Source organism: Propionivibrio sp., assembly GCF_049316945.1.
Classification (GTDB): Bacteria; Pseudomonadota; Gammaproteobacteria; order Burkholderiales; family Rhodocyclaceae; genus Propionivibrio.
In genome coordinates this window covers 1-15,747 of record NZ_JBMOJE010000112.1, presented here as the reverse complement: position 1 = coordinate 15,747, position 15,747 = coordinate 1, and the positions used below count along the sequence as shown (strand labels likewise).

11 protein-coding genes and 1 tRNA gene are annotated in these 15,747 nt (G+C 54.7%); all 12 read left to right on the top strand.

What is annotated here, in order from left to right; translation table 11 throughout:
* The first annotated feature begins 110 nt into the window (after nucleotides 1-110).
* The 12 genes from ACOYNV_RS20250 (at nucleotide 111) to fusA (ending at nucleotide 15,669) form a co-directional block, all read left to right on the top strand.
* Nucleotides 111-186: transfer RNA gene (locus tag ACOYNV_RS20250), tRNA-Trp, on the top strand.
* A gap of 23 nt (nucleotides 187-209) precedes the next feature.
* Nucleotides 210-563 (top strand): preprotein translocase subunit SecE, encoded by a 354-nt coding sequence (gene secE / locus ACOYNV_RS20245; RefSeq protein WP_422901620.1) that lies wholly within the window; start codon nucleotides 210-212, stop codon nucleotides 561-563.
* Complete coding sequence (gene nusG, locus ACOYNV_RS20240; protein WP_422901619.1) at nucleotides 548-1,093, top strand: transcription termination/antitermination protein NusG; 546 nt, start codon at nucleotides 548-550, stop codon at nucleotides 1,091-1,093. The genes secE and nusG overlap by 16 nt, the downstream gene beginning before the upstream one ends.
* 122 nt (nucleotides 1,094-1,215) lie before the next feature.
* Entirely contained in the window at nucleotides 1,216-1,647 is a 432-nt protein-coding gene (gene rplK, locus ACOYNV_RS20235; RefSeq protein ID WP_422901618.1) for a 50S ribosomal protein L11, read from the top strand.
* A gap of 1 nt (nucleotide 1,648) precedes the next feature.
* On the top strand, nucleotides 1,649-2,338 hold the full coding sequence (gene rplA / locus ACOYNV_RS20230) for a 50S ribosomal protein L1 (RefSeq protein WP_422901617.1): 690 nt from the start codon (nucleotides 1,649-1,651) through the stop codon (nucleotides 2,336-2,338).
* Nucleotides 2,339-2,610: 272 nt separating this feature from the next.
* Nucleotides 2,611-3,108 (top strand): 50S ribosomal protein L10, encoded by a 498-nt coding sequence (rplJ, locus tag ACOYNV_RS20225; protein ID WP_422901616.1) that lies wholly within the window; start codon nucleotides 2,611-2,613, stop codon nucleotides 3,106-3,108.
* 61 nt (nucleotides 3,109-3,169) lie between these two features.
* Complete coding sequence (rplL, locus tag ACOYNV_RS20220; RefSeq protein ID WP_422901615.1) at nucleotides 3,170-3,538, top strand: 50S ribosomal protein L7/L12; 369 nt, start codon at nucleotides 3,170-3,172, stop codon at nucleotides 3,536-3,538.
* A 271-nt stretch (nucleotides 3,539-3,809) separates the two neighbouring features.
* The gene (rpoB, locus tag ACOYNV_RS20215; protein WP_422901614.1) at nucleotides 3,810-8,093 is read left to right on the top strand and encodes a DNA-directed RNA polymerase subunit beta; all 4,284 of its coding nucleotides are present in this window, start codon (nucleotides 3,810-3,812) and stop codon (nucleotides 8,091-8,093) included.
* A 90-nt stretch (nucleotides 8,094-8,183) separates the two neighbouring features.
* Nucleotides 8,184-12,395 (top strand): DNA-directed RNA polymerase subunit beta', encoded by a 4,212-nt coding sequence (gene rpoC, locus ACOYNV_RS20210; RefSeq protein WP_422901613.1) that lies wholly within the window; start codon nucleotides 8,184-8,186, stop codon nucleotides 12,393-12,395.
* A 169-nt stretch (nucleotides 12,396-12,564) separates the two neighbouring features.
* Nucleotides 12,565-12,942, top strand: a complete 378-nt coding sequence (rpsL, locus tag ACOYNV_RS20205) for a 30S ribosomal protein S12 (protein ID WP_294273024.1) — start codon at nucleotides 12,565-12,567, stop codon at nucleotides 12,940-12,942.
* Nucleotides 12,943-13,038: 96 nt separating this feature from the next.
* Nucleotides 13,039-13,509: a 30S ribosomal protein S7 gene (gene rpsG / locus ACOYNV_RS20200; protein ID WP_422901612.1), complete on the top strand. Its 471-nt coding sequence runs from the start codon at nucleotides 13,039-13,041 to the stop codon at nucleotides 13,507-13,509.
* Nucleotides 13,510-13,575: 66 nt separating this feature from the next.
* Complete coding sequence (gene fusA / locus ACOYNV_RS20195) at nucleotides 13,576-15,669, top strand: elongation factor G (protein ID WP_422901611.1); 2,094 nt, start codon at nucleotides 13,576-13,578, stop codon at nucleotides 15,667-15,669.
* Nucleotides 15,670-15,747: the final 78 nt, after the last annotated feature.

Here is a 15,747-nt window from a genome sequence, read left to right as displayed (position 1 = left end):
CCGTGAAGGCGGTCGTACCGTCGGCGCCGGCGTCGTCGCTAAAATTATCGAGTAAAAGGAACAAAGACACTAGGGCGCTCCGGTAACAGGGCGCTCTTTGTCTCTGCTGCAGGGGCATAGCTCAACTGGCAGAGCGTCGGTCTCCAAAACCGAAGGTTGGGGGTTCGATTCCCTCTGCCCCTGCCATAACTATAAATAAAGCTGAGGAAATGGCCGATAAAATCAAGTTTGCGTTGGCGCTGTTGCTGCTGGTTGCCGGCGTGGCTGGCTTTTACCTCCTTGCTGAGCAGGCGATGATTATGCGTGTGCTGGCGGTGTTGGCTGGTGTTGGTCTTTCCGCCACTGTGGCATGGCAGACCGAGCCTGGTCGCCAGTTCTTCGGCTTTGCCAAAGAGGCGACCAACGAGGCGAAAAAGGTTGTCTGGCCGACACGCAAGGAAACCCTGCAAACCACGGGGTTGGTGTTTGCCTTTGTTGTCATCATGGCGTTTTTTCTCTGGCTGACTGACAAGAGCCTTGAGTGGGTGTTGTACGACCTGGTTCTTGGATGGAGAAAATCATGAGCAAGCGCTGGTATGTGGTTCATGCCTATTCGGGCTTCGAAAAGAGCGTGCAACGAGCGCTCGACGAACGTATTCAGCGACAGGGGATGCAGGATGTGTTTGGGCGCGTTCTGGTGCCGGTAGAGGAAGTTGTTGAACTGAAACTGGGTCAGAAGAGTATTTCCGAGCGCAAGTTCTTCCCCGGCTACGTGCTGGTGGAAATGGAGATGAACGACGAGTCGTGGCATCTGGTGAAAAGCACACCGAAAGTTACCGGTTTTGTCGGTGGTTCAGCCAACAAGCCGACGCCGATTTCCGAGAAGGAAGTTGCAAAGATCATGCAGCAGATGCAGGACGGCGTCGAGAAGCCGCGTCCCAAAGTGCTGTTTGAACCTGGCGAGATTGTTCGCGTCAAGGACGGTCCATTTACCGATTTTCATGGCTCGGTCGAGCATGTCAATTATGAAAAAAACCGCCTCCGTGTGTCAGTGACCATTTTTGGTCGTGCAACGCCGGTGGAGTTGGAGTTTGGTCAGGTCGAAAAGGCTTGATTCTTGTTGTGTCGTGGCGCCGGGTTTGCCCAGTGCGTCGAAGCAGAGCGGCCATCGGGTCGCGTTTGTCTTTGGGGAGCGCCCTGAAAAGCGCGTTTGCACCCGTATAAAGGAGTTATACCGTGGCAAAGAAAATTGTCGGCTTTATCAAGCTGCAAGTGCCGGCGGGCAAGGCCAATCCCTCGCCCCCGATCGGTCCCGCCCTAGGTCAGCGCGGGCTGAATATCATGGAGTTCTGCAAGGCCTTCAACGCCCAAACGCAGGGTCTGGAGCCCGGCCTGCCGATTCCCGTGGTAATTACCGCCTTCGCGGACAAGAGCTTTACCTTCATCATGAAGACGCCACCGGCGACTATTCTGATCAAGAAGGCGGCGGGCATTCAAAAGGGAAGTCCCAAACCACATACCGATAAGGTTGGCAAGTTGACACGCGCCCAGTGCGAGGCAATTGCCACGCAGAAGATGCCTGATCTGACTGCTGCTGACATGGATGGGGCAATTCGCACCATTGCTGGCAGTGCCCGCTCGATGGGCATTACCGTGGAGGGCCTCTGATATGACCACTCTTAGCAAGCGCCAAAAGGCCATGCAAGGCAAAGTTGATCGCAACAAAAGCTACGCTGTTGGCGAAGCACTGAAGCTGTCCAAGGAGTATGCGACTGCCAAGTTCGACGAGTCGATTGACGTCGCCGTCAGCCTCGGTATAGATGCACGTAAATCGGATCAGTTGGTTCGTGGTTCGGTCGTACTGCCTGCAGGTACCGGCAAGACCGTTCGTGTTGCCGTTTTCGCTCAAGGTGAAAAGGCCGAAGCGGCCAAGGCAGCAGGTGCCGATATCGTCGGGTTCGAAGATCTCGCTGCCGACATCAAGGCCGGCAATATGAATTTCGACATCGTGATTGCGACGCCCGATGCCATGCGCGTGGTTGGTCAACTCGGTCAGATCCTCGGGCCGCGTGGTCTGATGCCGAACCCGAAAGTTGGTACGGTAACCATGGATGTGGCTACCGGTGTCAAGAATGCCAAAGCTGGTCAGGTTCAGTACCGGACCGACAAAGGGGGCATTGTGCATAGCACCATCGGTCGCGCTTCATTCGATGCAGACAAGCTCGAACTCAACCTCAAGGCTCTGGTAGAAGCGCTGACCAAGGCCAAGCCGGCCAACGCCAAAGGCCAATATCTGAAGAAAATCGCTGTTTCCAGCACCATGGGTCCGGGCGTGCGTGTGGATCCGTCCACACTGTAATATTGTTATGCAGTGTCGATGAATCGGCTCTGCAAGGAACTTTGGGCTACCGGTTGGCTGTATTGCCGGTAGATCGTCAAAGACCGCAGGTGCCTGAAGACGGAACAATGCCTGAAGGTTTAAGTGTGCAAACGGCCTGCGTAGATGGTGAAACCCGAACAGGATTTCTCTGCAGTTGTTTTTGAACTGTGGGTGCTCTTGGTTCAGGTCGCCGTAGGTGCGGTGCATCCAGCCGGATGCGCCGTGTGTTGACTTGATAGGAGGAAGGACCTGTGGGTCTCAATCTTGATGAAAAAAAAGCCGTCGTGGCTGAAGTGTCGGCTCAGGTAGCCAACGCCCAGACTATCGTTGTGGCTGAGTACAGCGGTCTTGAGGTGGCTCATCTCACCAAGCTGCGTGCTCAGGCGCGCAAGTCTGGCGTTTATCTGCGTGTGCTGAAAAACACCTTGGTGCGTCGCGCAGTAGCAGGCAGTGCTTTTGCTGGCCTCGCCGAGCAGATGACTGGTCCGTTGATCTACGGTATTTCGGTAGATCCAGTGGCTGCGGCGAAGGTACTTAACGACTTTGCAAAAACTAATGACAAGCTGGTTCTGAAGGCTGGCAGTATCGCCGGCAAGGTGCTCGACAAGGCCGGTGTGCAAGCACTTGCTTCGATTCCGGGCCGCGAAGAACTGTTGGGCAGGCTGCTCGGCATAATGCAGGCACCGGTTACAGGTTTTGCCTGTGCCCTTGCTGCACTGGCCAAGCAACGCGAAGAAGCGGTCGTCTGATCGCTATTTGCATGCCTATTGACAGCTTTCACCTGTATCCAGATTTAGGAGTTTATTGATTATGGCAATAACCAAAGATGACATCCTCGAAGCCGTTGGCTCGATGACCGTTATGGATCTGAACGACTTGGTCAAGGCGTTCGAAGAGAAGTTTGGCGTTTCTGCAGCCTCCATGGCCGTTGCTGGCCCGGCAGCTGCAGCCGCTGTTGTTGAAGAACAGACCGAATTCACCGTCATGTTGCAAAGTTTTGGCGAGAAGAAGGTTGAAGTGATCAAGGTTGTCCGCGCTGCCACCGGCTTGGGTCTGAAGGAAGCCAAGGATCTTGTTGATGGCGCTCCTAAGGCCGTCAAGGAAGCTATTTCCAAGGCTGATGCTGAAGCCCTCAAGAAGTTGCTCGAAGACGCAGGCGCCAAGGCTGAGATCAAGTAATCTCGGCTTTGCAAGTTGGGCTGGCCGCTTTTTAGCTGCCAGCCCTTTTGTGCTTTTCCGGAAACGACATCGTCACAGCGTCGTTTCTACCGATTGGATGTGCAGTTTTGTGGCGTGCAAACGCAAGTACGAATGGCAGTGATCCAGTAAGCGGATGTGTCCGCTTGATCTGTCCAATTGTTCTTACGTTTGTCCGTTGCGAACCGTCCAGAGTCTCTCGGCTCTGGACGGGATGCGCTAGAGGATTTTGCTTTCTGAGCTCGGAGCGACCATGACCTACTCCTACACCGAGAAAAAACGTATCCGCAAAAGTTTCGCCAAGCGTTCCAATGTGCTTGACGTTCCGTTCTTGCTGGCGACGCAACTGGAATCTTTCACCGCTTTTCTGCAGGCTGCTGTGCCGCCTGCCCAGCGCAAGAACCAGGGGCTGCAAGCCGCGTTTTCCTCGATCTTTCCGATCGTTAGTCACAGCGGCAATGCCCGGCTGGAATTTGTCAGCTTTGCTCTGGCCGAGCCCGCCTTTGATGTCAAGGAATGCCAACAACGCGGACTAACCTTCGCGTCGGCCTTGCGCTCGAAAGTCCGCTTGATCATTCTGGATCGTGAGACGCCCGATACCATCAAGGAAATCAAGGAGCAGGAAGTGTACATGGGCGAGATTCCGCTCATGACCACGACCGGCTCTTTCGTTATTAACGGTACCGAGCGCGTTATTGTTTCGCAATTGCACCGGTCGCCAGGGGTGTTTTTCGAACATGATCGGGGCAAGACCCATAGCTCGGGCAAGCTGCTTTTCTCGGCGCGTGTAATTCCTTATCGCGGCTCATGGCTTGATTTCGAATTCGACCCGAAGGACACGCTGTTTTTCCGCGTCGACCGGCGCCGCAAGATGCCGGTTACAACACTGCTCAAGGCCATTGGCCTGACTCCGGAGCAAATTCTGCGTGAGTTTTTTGATTTTGATACCTTCCAGATCAGCAAAAAGGGTGTTGAGTTCCATCTTGTCCCCGAGCGTTTGCGCGGCGAGGTGGCTCGCTTCGATTTTTGCGACAAGTCCGGCAAGGTTCTCGTAGCCAAGGACAAACGGATTACCGGCAAGCACATTCGTGAACTCGACGCGGCCGGGATCAAGCAGATCGCCGTTCCGGAAGATTTTCTTGTCAGCCGTATGGTCGCCCAGAACATCATCGACAAGGAAACTGGCGAAATTCTCGCCAATGCCAATGATGAAATTACGGAGGCCTTGTTGGCCAAGCTGATCGAGGCTGGCGTTGACTCGCTGCAGACCCTGTACATTAATGATCTGGACCGCGGTGGTTTCATTTCGCAGACGCTGCGAACCGATGAAACAGTTTCGAAGCAGGCCGCACGTGTCGCCATCTATCGTATGATGCGACCGGGCGAACCGCCAACGGAAGAGGCGGTCGAGATTCTGTTCAATGGATTGTTCTATTCCGACGATCGTTACGATCTCTCAGCCGTTGGCCGGATGAAGTTCAACCGCCGCGTCGTCCGCAAAGACGTTGTTGAATACAAGGTGATGGTCAAGCATGTCCCGTCCAAGCGTGAGCCCATTGTCAACGCCATTGTTGAGACAGCAGGCGGTTCGCATGCGGTCGTCGAATTGCTGCTGAGTGAGTTGTCTTATGGCATTCGTGCCATCGCTGAAAACCTCACCAAAGAAGATGCCGATACGCTTTCAGCTCAGTTGAAGAGCCTTGGCGTAAATAACGAAATTCGTGATCAACTGACGCTGTCGCCGCGCGATATCGTCGAAGTCATCAAGATACTTGTCGAACTGCGCAATGGTCGCGGCGATATCGACGATATCGATCACCTTGGTAACCGTCGCATACGTTCGGTTGGGGAATTAGCCGAGAACCAGTTCCGTGCTGGGCTTGTGCGTGTGGAGCGTGCTGTCAAAGAACGCCTGTCCCAAGCTGAGTCGGATAATCTGATGCCGCATGACCTGATTAATGCCAAACCGATCAGTGCTGCTGTCAGGGAGTTTTTCGGTTCCAGTCAACTCTCGCAGTTCATGGACCAGACCAATCCGTTGTCCGAGATCACGCACAAGCGTCGCGTTTCGGCGCTCGGCCCGGGCGGCTTGACGCGCGAGCGCGCTGGATTCGAAGTGCGCGACGTGCATCCGACACACTATGGTCGTGTTTGCCCGATCGAGACGCCGGAAGGCCCGAATATCGGTCTTATCAACTCGCTGGCGCTTTTTGCCCGTACCAACGAGTACGGTTTCCTTGAGACCCCCTATCGCAAGGTGATCGACAGCAAGGTTACCGACCAGATCGAGTATCTGTCGGCCATTGAAGAGGGCGGTTACATCATTGCCCAGGCCAACTCGGCGCTCGACAAGCTAGGTACTCTTTCCGATGACCTTGTGACCTGCCGTGAAAAGGGCGAAACGATCCTCGCGCAGCCGTCGCGTGTCCAGTACATGGACGTAGCTCCAGGGCAGATCGTCTCGGTAGCTGCTTCGCTGATTCCTTTCCTTGAGCACGATGACGCAAACCGTGCGCTGATGGGTGCCAATATGCAACGGCAGGCGGTTCCCTGTCTGCGGCCAGAAAAACCGGTTGTCGGTACGGGTATCGAACGTACCGTTGCCGTCGATTCGGGAACGGCTGTTCAGGCGCTGCGTGGCGGCAAGGTCGACTATGTGGACGCTTCGCGGATCGTTGTCCGAGTCAATGACGACGAAACCGTTCCGGGTGAAGTTGGTGTCGATATTTATAACCTGGTGAAGTACACGCGATCCAACCAGAACACCAATATCAATCAGCGACCGTTGGTTCGTGTGGGTGATGTCATCGCCAAGGGCGATGTGGTTGCCGATGGGGCGTCGACCGACAAGGGTGAACTGGCGCTTGGCCAGAACATGCTGATCGCGTTCATGCCCTGGAACGGTTACAACTTCGAAGATTCGATCCTTATTTCTGAACGTGTTGTGGCCGAAGACCGGTTTACCTCGATTCACATCGAAGAACTGACGGTTGTCGCCCGCGATACCAAACTCGGCCCGGAAGAAATCACCCGAGACATCGCGTCATTAGGCGAGTCGCAGCTTTCACGCCTTGATGAGTCGGGAATCGTTTATATCGGTGCTGAAGTCGAGGCCGGCGACGTACTGGTCGGTAAAGTCACGCCGAAGGGTGAAACCCAGTTGACGCCGGAAGAGAAGTTGCTGCGTGCGATCTTTGGCGAGAAAGCATCCGACGTCAAGGACACCTCGCTACGCGTGCAGTCCGGTATCGCCGGGACGGTCATTGATGTCCAGGTGTTCACCCGTGAGGGAATTGAGCGTGACAAGCGTGCGCAGTCGATCATCGACGACCACCTGCGGGGTTACAAGCTCGACCTCGCCGACCAGTTGCGTATCGTCGAGCGCGATGCATTTGCACGGGTTGAGCGTTTGATCGACGGCAAGGTTGCAAATGGTGGTCCTAAGCGTTTGGCCAAGGGTACTTCAGTCACCAAGGAATACCTCGGCGGGATCGATGCGCACCACTGGTTTGATATTCGCATGGCTGACGACGATGTGGCTCAACAGCTTGAATCGTTGCGCGAGGGTCTGGAGCAGACACGCAAGGATTTCGATATTGCCTTCGAAGAGAAGCGCAAGAAGCTGACTCAGGGCGACGAATTGCCACCGGGCGTGCAGAAGATGGTCAAGGTTTATGTGGCCGTCAAGCGTCGCTTGCAGTCGGGTGACAAGATGGCCGGTCGTCACGGTAACAAGGGTGTGGTTTCCCGCATCGTGCCGGTTGAAGACATGCCGTACATGGCTGATGGCCGTCCGGTCGATATCGTGCTGAACCCGCTGGGTGTTCCGTCGCGGATGAACGTCGGTCAGGTTCTTGAGGTCCACCTTGGCTTGGCCGCCAAGGGTCTTGGCTTCAAGATCGGCGAGATGCTTCGCCGCCAAGCCAATGCCAAAGAGGTGCGTGGCTTCCTTGAGCAGGTTTATAACAGTAACGGCAAGCCCGAAGATCTCAACGAGCTGAATGATACCGAAATCATCGAAATGGCCGGAAACCTCGAGGCTGGCGTTCCGTTTGCGACACCCGTGTTTGACGGGGCCAACGAGGAGGAGATCAAGGACATGCTGAGACTGGCCGGAATGCCGGAATCAGGTCAGATGACCTTGTTTGACGGCCGCACCGGTGAACGCTTCGAGCGCCAGGTTACGGTCGGCTACATGCACGTGCTCAAGCTGCATCACTTGGTCGATGACAAGATGCACGCTCGTTCCACCGGGCCTTACTCGCTGGTTACTCAGCAGCCCCTGGGCGGCAAGGCGCAATTCGGTGGCCAGCGCTTCGGTGAAATGGAAGTGTGGGCCCTCGAAGCCTACGGTGCGGCTTATGTTCTGCAGGAAATGCTGACGGTCAAGTCGGATGATGTGAATGGGCGGACCAAGGTCTATGAGAGCATCGTCAAGGGTGATCACAAGATTGAAGCAGGCATGCCAGAATCCTTTAATGTGCTGGTCAAGGAAATTCGCTCGCTGGCAATCGATATTGATCTTGAGCGCTATTGACAGTGTTCTGTCAACGCAGTTGATAGACGGTAGCCGCAGCCTTGGCTGTAGCTTGAAGAATTTGGGTTATCACCCCGAACGGAGTGAAAGATGAAAGCACTACTTGATTTGTTTAAGCAGGTAACGCAAGAAGAACAGTTCGATGCGATTACCATCGGCCTTGCTTCGCCGGACAAAATCCGTTCCTGGTCTTACGGCGAAGTAAAAAAGCCGGAAACGATCAACTATCGTACCTTCAAGCCGGAACGTGACGGTCTGTTCTGCGCCAAGATTTTTGGCCCGATCAAGGATTACGAGTGCCTGTGCGGTAAATACAAGCGCCTCAAACATCGCGGTGTGATCTGTGAAAAGTGCGGCGTTGAAGTGACATTGTCGAAGGTGCGCCGGGAGCGCATGGCGCACATTGAACTGGCTTCGCCGGTCGCCCATATCTGGTTCTTGAAGAGCCTGCCGAGCAGGCTGGGTATGGTTCTTGACATGACCTTGCGCGACATCGAACGTGTTCTCTACTTTGAAGCCTTTGTTGTTTGTGACCCTGGCATGACTCCGCTTACGCGAGGTCAGTTGCTGACGGAAGATGATTGCCTGACCAAGGTCGAAGAGTACGGTGACGATTTCTACGCAGCGATGGGCGCCGAAGGCATCCGTGAACTCCTGCGTTCGATCGATCTGAGCAGCGAAGTCGATCGTCTGCGCTCGGAACTAGAAACCACCACTTCTGAAACCAAGAGCAAGAAATTCTCCAAGCGCCTGAAAATTCTCGAAGGATTCCAGAAATCCGGCATCAAGCCCGAATGGATGGTTCTTGAAGTGCTGCCTGTTCTGCCTCCGGATCTGCGCCCGCTGGTTCCGCTTGATGGGGGCCGTTTTGCCACCTCAGACCTGAACGATCTTTATCGTCGCGTCATCAACCGTAACAACCGCCTGAAGCGCCTGCTCGAACTCAAGGCGCCCGAAATCATCGTGCGCAACGAAAAGCGCATGCTCCAGGAAGCTGTCGATTCGCTGCTCGACAACGGACGCCGTGGCAAGGCCATGACCGGAGCCAACAAGCGTCCGCTGAAGTCGCTGGCCGACATGATCAAAGGCAAGGGTGGTCGTTTCCGCCAGAATTTGCTAGGCAAGCGCGTCGACTACTCAGGTCGTTCGGTCATCGTCGTTGGCCCGCAGCTCAAGCTGCATCAGTGCGGGCTGCCGAAGCTGATGGCCCTTGAGTTGTTCAAGCCGTTCATTTTCAACCGTCTCGAAATCATGGGCCTGGCGACGACCATCAAGCAGGCCAAGAAGATGGTTGAAATGCAGGAACCGGTGGTGTGGGACATTCTCGAAGAGGTGATCCGTGAACATCCGATCATGCTCAACCGTGCCCCGACATTGCACCGACTGGGCATCCAGGCTTTCGAGCCGACGCTGATTGAAGGTAAAGCCATCCAGTTGCACCCGCTGGTTTGCGCGGCGTTCAACGCCGACTTCGATGGTGACCAGATGGCCGTCCACATTCCCTTGTCGCTTGAGGCACAGATGGAGTGCCGGACTCTGATGCTGGCCTCGAACAATGTACTGTCGCCGGCTAATGGGGAACCGATCATTGTTCCCTCGCAAGATATCGTTCTTGGTCTCTACTATGCGACTCGTGAGCGGATCAACGCCAAGGGCGAAGGGATGATTTTCCCTGACCTGGCTGAAATTACGCGTGCCATGCAGGCCGGAGAACTCGATGTGCATGCCAAAATATCGGTGCGCATCAAGGAATATGAGAAGGATGGTAACAACGTTTGGCAGGAAAAAGTTACCCGCTACAACACGACCGCGGGTCGAGCGCTGCTATCCGAAATTTTGCCAAAGGGTTTGCCGTTCAGCGTTCTCGACAGGCCGCTCAAGAAAAAAGAAATCTCCAAGCTGATAAACATCGCTTTTCGTCGTTGCGGCTTGAAAGAAACGGTTGTTTTTGCCGATAAGCTGATGCAGAACGGCTACCGACTGGCAACACGTGCTGGTATATCAATCTGCTCGGACGATATGCTCGTGCCAAGCCAGAAGGGCGAGATCATTGCCGCTGCCGAAAGAGAAGTTAAGGAAATCGAAAGTCAGTACACCAATGGTCTGGTGACCAACGGTGAGCGCTACAACAAGGTAGTCGATATCTGGGGTCGTACCGGGGATCAAGTGGCCAAGGTCATGATGGATCAGCTCGGCCAAGAGGAAGTGATCGATCGCCATGGCAAGAAGGTCAAGCAGGAATCATTCAACTCCATCTACATGATGGCTGATTCCGGTGCCCGTGGATCGGCCGCCCAGATTCGACAACTGGCGGGCATGCGAGGCCTGATGGCCAAGCCGGATGGTTCGATCATCGAAACGCCGATCACAACGAACTTCCGCGAAGGCTTGAACGTTCTTCAATACTTTATCTCAACGCACGGCGCCCGTAAGGGTCTGGCCGACACGGCACTGAAAACCGCGAACTCCGGCTACCTGACCCGCCGTCTGGTTGATGTGACACAGGATCTGGTCGTTATCGAGAATGATTGTGGCACCGAGCACGGCGTCACAATGAAAGCGCTGATCGAAGGTGGCGAGGTTATCGAAGCACTGCGCGAGCGCATCCTTGGTCGCGTCACGATTGCTGACGTGATCAACCCGGAGACGGATGAAACAGTTATCGAAGCGGGTACGCTGATCGATGAAGATCTCTGCGATCTGATTGACCGGATCGGCATCGATGAAGTGAAGGTGCGCACTCCATTGACCTGTGACACCCGCTATGGTTTATGTGCCAAGTGCTATGGCCGCGATCTCGGTCGAGGTACTCCGGTCAATATAGGTGAAGCAGTTGGGGTGATCGCTGCACAATCGATTGGTGAGCCCGGCACCCAGCTTACCATGCGGACTTTCCACGTTGGTGGTGCAGCGTCGCGAGCGGCGGTTGCCAGCCAGGTTGATACCAAGAGTGCCGGTGTAGTGCGCTTCACGACTTCGATGCGCTATGTCACCAGCGCCAAGGGTGAGAAGATCGTCATTACACGCTCCGGTGAGGTTCTGATTACCGACGACAACGGCCGCGAGCGTGAAAAGCATAAAGTGCCGTACGGATCTACCCTGCAGGTTTCGGATGGTCAGCAGGCCAAGGCCGGTACCAAGCTGGCATCATGGGATCCGCATACGCGTCCGATTATTGCCGAATACTCGGGACTGGTCCAGTTTGAGAACGTTGAAGAGGGTGTTACGGTCGCCAAACAGATGGATGAGGTGACTGGTTTGTCAACACTGGTTGTGATCGATCCGAAACGCGGCGGCAAGGCGCAAACAAAGGGTTTGCGTCCACAGATCAAGTTGTTCGACGATAATGGTGAAGAGGTTAAGGTTCATGGCAGCGACCATGCGGTGACCATCACCTTCCAAGTCGGAGCAATCATTGAGCCGGCACTCCATGGACAGAAAATATCAGTGGGTGACGTCTTGGCTCGTCTGCCACAAGAGTCAGCCAAGACACGCGACATTACCGGTGGTCTGCCGCGTGTTGCCGAGCTCTTCGAGGCACGAACACCAAAGGATGCCGGCATGCTGGCAGAATTTACCGGCACCATGTCGTTCGGCAAGGACACCAAGGGCAAGCAACGTCTGGTCATTACCGACCTTGAGGGCGCGACCCACGAGTACCTGATTCCGAAGGACAAGCATGTGCTGGTGCACGATGGCCAGGTAGTGAACAAGGGCGAATCGATTGTTGATGGCGCGCCCGACCCGCATGACATACTGCGTTATCGGGGAGTCGAAGCGTTGGCCATTTACATCACTGATGAAGTGCAGGATGTTTATCGTCTGCAGGGTGTAAAGATCAACGACAAGCATATCGAGGTAATCGTTCGGCAGATGTTGCGCCGCGTCAATGTGCTGGATACGGGGGATACCAAATTCATCAGGGGTGAGCAGGTCGAGCGTGCCCATCTGCTGGATGAGAATGATCGAATGGAGAAGGATGGCAAGCTTCCAGCAAGCTATGAGCCAGTGCTCTTGGGTATTACCAAGGCGTCCTTGTCTACCGATTCATTCATCTCGGCGGCGTCATTCCAGGAAACCACCCGTGTTCTGACTGAAGCTGCAATCATGGGCAAACGTGACGAACTGCGTGGTCTAAAGGAAAACGTCATCGTTGGTCGTCTCATTCCAGCGGGTACGGGTCTGGCGTATCACCGGATGCGCAAGAACAATGCGGCAGGCGTCGATCTGGCTGCCGCACAAGGTATGGTCAACGATGCTGTTGCGGTCGGTGAGAATACGCAGGATGCTCAGGTCGGTTGACTTGGGGCTTGATAGACCCTAGAATCTCGGGTCTTTGTCGGCTAGGGCTAACCATTGCCCCTGCCTGTTATAAAAAAATCGCTAAGGCGGCCCTTGGTCCGCCTTGGTTTTTTTGCAGATGCCATGCTCGCTGAAGAGCTGTCGCTGCAGGGAATTTAGGGATAGAAATATGCCAACCATTAACCAGCTCGTGCGTAAGCCCCGTGAGGCCGTGCGTAGCAAGAGTAAAGTACCAGCACTGGAAAACTGCCCGCAGAAGCGCGGTGTATGTACCCGTGTCTATACCACCACCCCGAAAAAGCCGAACTCCGCGCTACGTAAAGTGTGCAAGGTTCGTCTGACGAATGGCTTCGAAGTCATCTCGTACATTGGTGGTGAAGGTCACAACCTTCAGGAGCACTCAGTGGTCCTGATTCGCGGTGGCCGGGTGAAGGACTTGCCAGGTGTTCGTTACCACACCGTTCGTGGATCTCTGGATACACAAGGCGTCAAGGATCGTAAGCAGAGTCGTTCGAAGTACGGTACGAAGCGTCCGAAAGCGGCTTGATCGCCGTTTAAGTAAGTGGCCGTTCATCTGATCGGCCGCGAGGGTCGGTGCGTGTTGCATCGTCCTTCAACTGAATTGATATTTTGAGAGGTTGCTATGCCACGTCGTCGTGAAGTACCAAAACGCGATATTCTGCCGGATCCGAAATTTGGCAATATCGAAGTCTCCAAATTCGTTAACACCATCATGATGAGTGGCAAGAAGTCGGTTGCCGAACGCATTGTTTATGGCGCATTTGACTTGATCGTTGCCAAGGGTGGCAAGGATCCGATAGAGGTGTTTGGTCTGGCCATAAATAACATCAAGCCTCTGGTTGAAGTCAAGAGCCGTCGCGTTGGTGGTGCCAACTACCAAGTGCCGGTTGAAGTTCGTCCGAGCCGTCGTATGGCGCTGGCCATGCGCTGGTTACGTGAATCTGCCCGCAAGCGCTCCGAGAAGTCGATGGGCCAGCGTTTGGCCGCCGAAATGCTTGAAGCGGCAGAAAACCGCGGTGGCGCTGTCAAGAAGCGCGACGAAGTGCATCGCATGGCTGACGCCAACAAGGCATTTGCCCACTTCCGGTTCTGATTGCATACTTTTTTCGCCGCAGCCATTCAGCTGACGATCGTTCTTTATTAGTGAAGGTTCAAGACTTTGGCACGCAAAACTCCTATCGACCGCTACCGCAATATCGGTATTAGCGCGCACATTGACGCCGGCAAGACAACGGTGACTGAGCGCATCTTGTTCTACACCGGTGTGAATCACAAAATTGGCGAAGTGCATGACGGTGCTGCGACCATGGATTGGATGGAGCAGGAGCAAGAGCGTGGCATTACCATCACCTCAGCGGCTACTACCTGTTTCTGGAAGGGTATGGATTTCATCCGTCCCGAACACCGTATCAATATCATTGATACGCCGGGTCACGTTGACTTCACCATTGAGGTTGAGCGCTCGATGCGGGTGCTGGATGGCGCCTGTATGGTCTACTGTGCCGTGGGCGGCGTGCAACCGCAGTCCGAAACCGTTTGGCGTCAGGCCAACAAATACAAGGTTCCTCGCCTTGCCTTCGTAAATAAGATGGATCGCCAGGGAGCGGACTTCTTCAAGGTCATTGATCAGATGGCGACCCGCCTCAAGGCTAACCCAGTGCCAATAGTCATTCCAATTGGCAAGGAAGATTATTTCCAGGGCGTGGTAGATCTGATCAAGATGAAGGCAATCTACTGGGACGAAGCGTCTCAGGGGATGAAGTTTGACTACCGGGAAATTCCGGCCGAATTGCAGGCCCAGGCAGAAGAGTGGCGCGGCAAGATGGTCGAGGTGGCTGCCGAAGCATCTGAAGAACTGATGAATAAGTACCTTGAAGAAGGGGATTTGACTGAGGCCGAGATTATCAAGGGCCTGCGCGATCGTACGATTGCCTGTGAAATTCAGCCTATGCTCTGTGGTACCGCCTTCAAGAACAAAGGCGTGCAACGCATGCTGGACGCAGTTATCGATCTGCTGCCATCTCCGGTTGATATTCCGCCGGTTGGCGGTGAAAAGGAAAACGGCGAACGGGATTCCCGTGTGGCCTCTGATGATGCCAAGTTCTCGGCGCTTGCATTCAAGTTGATGACCGACCCCTATGTCGGCCAGTTGACCTTCATCCGTGTTTATTCAGGGGTGCTGAAGTCCGGTGATACGATCTACAACCCGATCAAAGGGCGTAAGGAGCGTATCGGTCGTGTGCTGCAGATGCATGCGAACAATCGAGTGGAAATCAAGGAAGTTCTGGCCGGTGACATCGCCGCTTGCGTCGGTTTGAAGGACGTGACAACAGGTGAAACGCTGTGCGATCCGGCGGCCATTATTACGCTTGAGCGCATGGTGTTCCCGGAGCCGGTTATCCACATTGCCGTCGAGCCGAAGACAAAGCCGGACCAGGAAAAGATGGGCATTGCACTCAGCCGTCTTGCCCAGGAAGACCCGTCGTTCCGGGTGCGGACTGATGAAGAGACTGGGCAGACCATCATCTCGGGCATGGGCGAACTGCACCTTGAAATCATCGTAGACCGCATGAAGCGGGAGTTTAACGTTGAAGCCAATGTCGGAGCACCGCAAGTGGCTTACCGTGAATGCATCAAGAAGTCTGTCGAACAGGAAGGCAAGTTCGTCAAGCAGTCGGGTGGCCGCGGACAGTTTGGACACGTCTGGCTCAAGATCGAGCCGAATGAGGCCGGCAAGGGCTACCAGTTTGTGGATGCCGTCAAGGGTGGTTCTGTTCCTCGCGAGTACATTCCGGCCGTTGACAAGGGTTTGCAGGACTGCGTCAAGAGCGGTGTCCTGGCCGGGTTCCCGGTGGTGGATGTAAAATTCACGCTGTTCGATGGTTCGTACCACGACGTTGATTCCAATGAAAACGCCTTCCGCATGGCGGCTTCCATGGCTTTCAAGGAAGGCATGCGCAAAGCGCAGCCGACCTTGCTTGAACCGATGATGTCGGTCGAGGTCGAAACGCCGGAAGAGTACATGGGCAACATCATGGGTGATCTTTCCGGAAGGCGTGGCGTAGTTCAGGGCATGGAAGATCTCCCCGGTGCGATCAAGGCCATCAAGGCTGAGGTTCCTCTGGCTGAGATGTTCGGCTACTCGACCACCGTGCGTTCGCTTTCGCAGGGCCGTGCCACCTACTCGATGGAATTCAAACATTACGTTGAGGCGCCGAAGAACGTCGCCGAAGCTGTGATCAACAAGAAGTGATTTTTGGTTTTAAGGATACTGTAAATGGCTAAGGCAAAATTCGAACGTACGAAGCCGCACGTAAACGTCGGCACGATT

Bases quoted from the DNA above. Each gene is read 5' to 3' on its own strand.
- secE (WP_422901620.1), top strand. From the start codon at position 210: ATGGCCGATAAAATCAAGTTTGCGTTGGCGCTGTTGCTGCTGGTTGCC.
- nusG (WP_422901619.1), top strand. From the start codon at position 548: ATGGAGAAAATCATGAGCAAGCGCTGGTATGTGGTTCATGCCTATTCG.
- rplA (WP_422901617.1), top strand. From the start codon at position 1,649: ATGACCACTCTTAGCAAGCGCCAAAAGGCCATGCAAGGCAAAGTTGAT.
- rplL (WP_422901615.1), top strand. From the start codon at position 3,170: ATGGCAATAACCAAAGATGACATCCTCGAAGCCGTTGGCTCGATGACC.
- rpoB (WP_422901614.1), top strand. From the start codon at position 3,810: ATGACCTACTCCTACACCGAGAAAAAACGTATCCGCAAAAGTTTCGCC.
- rpoC (WP_422901613.1), top strand. From the start codon at position 8,184: ATGAAAGCACTACTTGATTTGTTTAAGCAGGTAACGCAAGAAGAACAG.
- rpsL (WP_294273024.1), top strand. From the start codon at position 12,565: ATGCCAACCATTAACCAGCTCGTGCGTAAGCCCCGTGAGGCCGTGCGT.
- rpsG (WP_422901612.1), top strand. From the start codon at position 13,039: ATGCCACGTCGTCGTGAAGTACCAAAACGCGATATTCTGCCGGATCCG.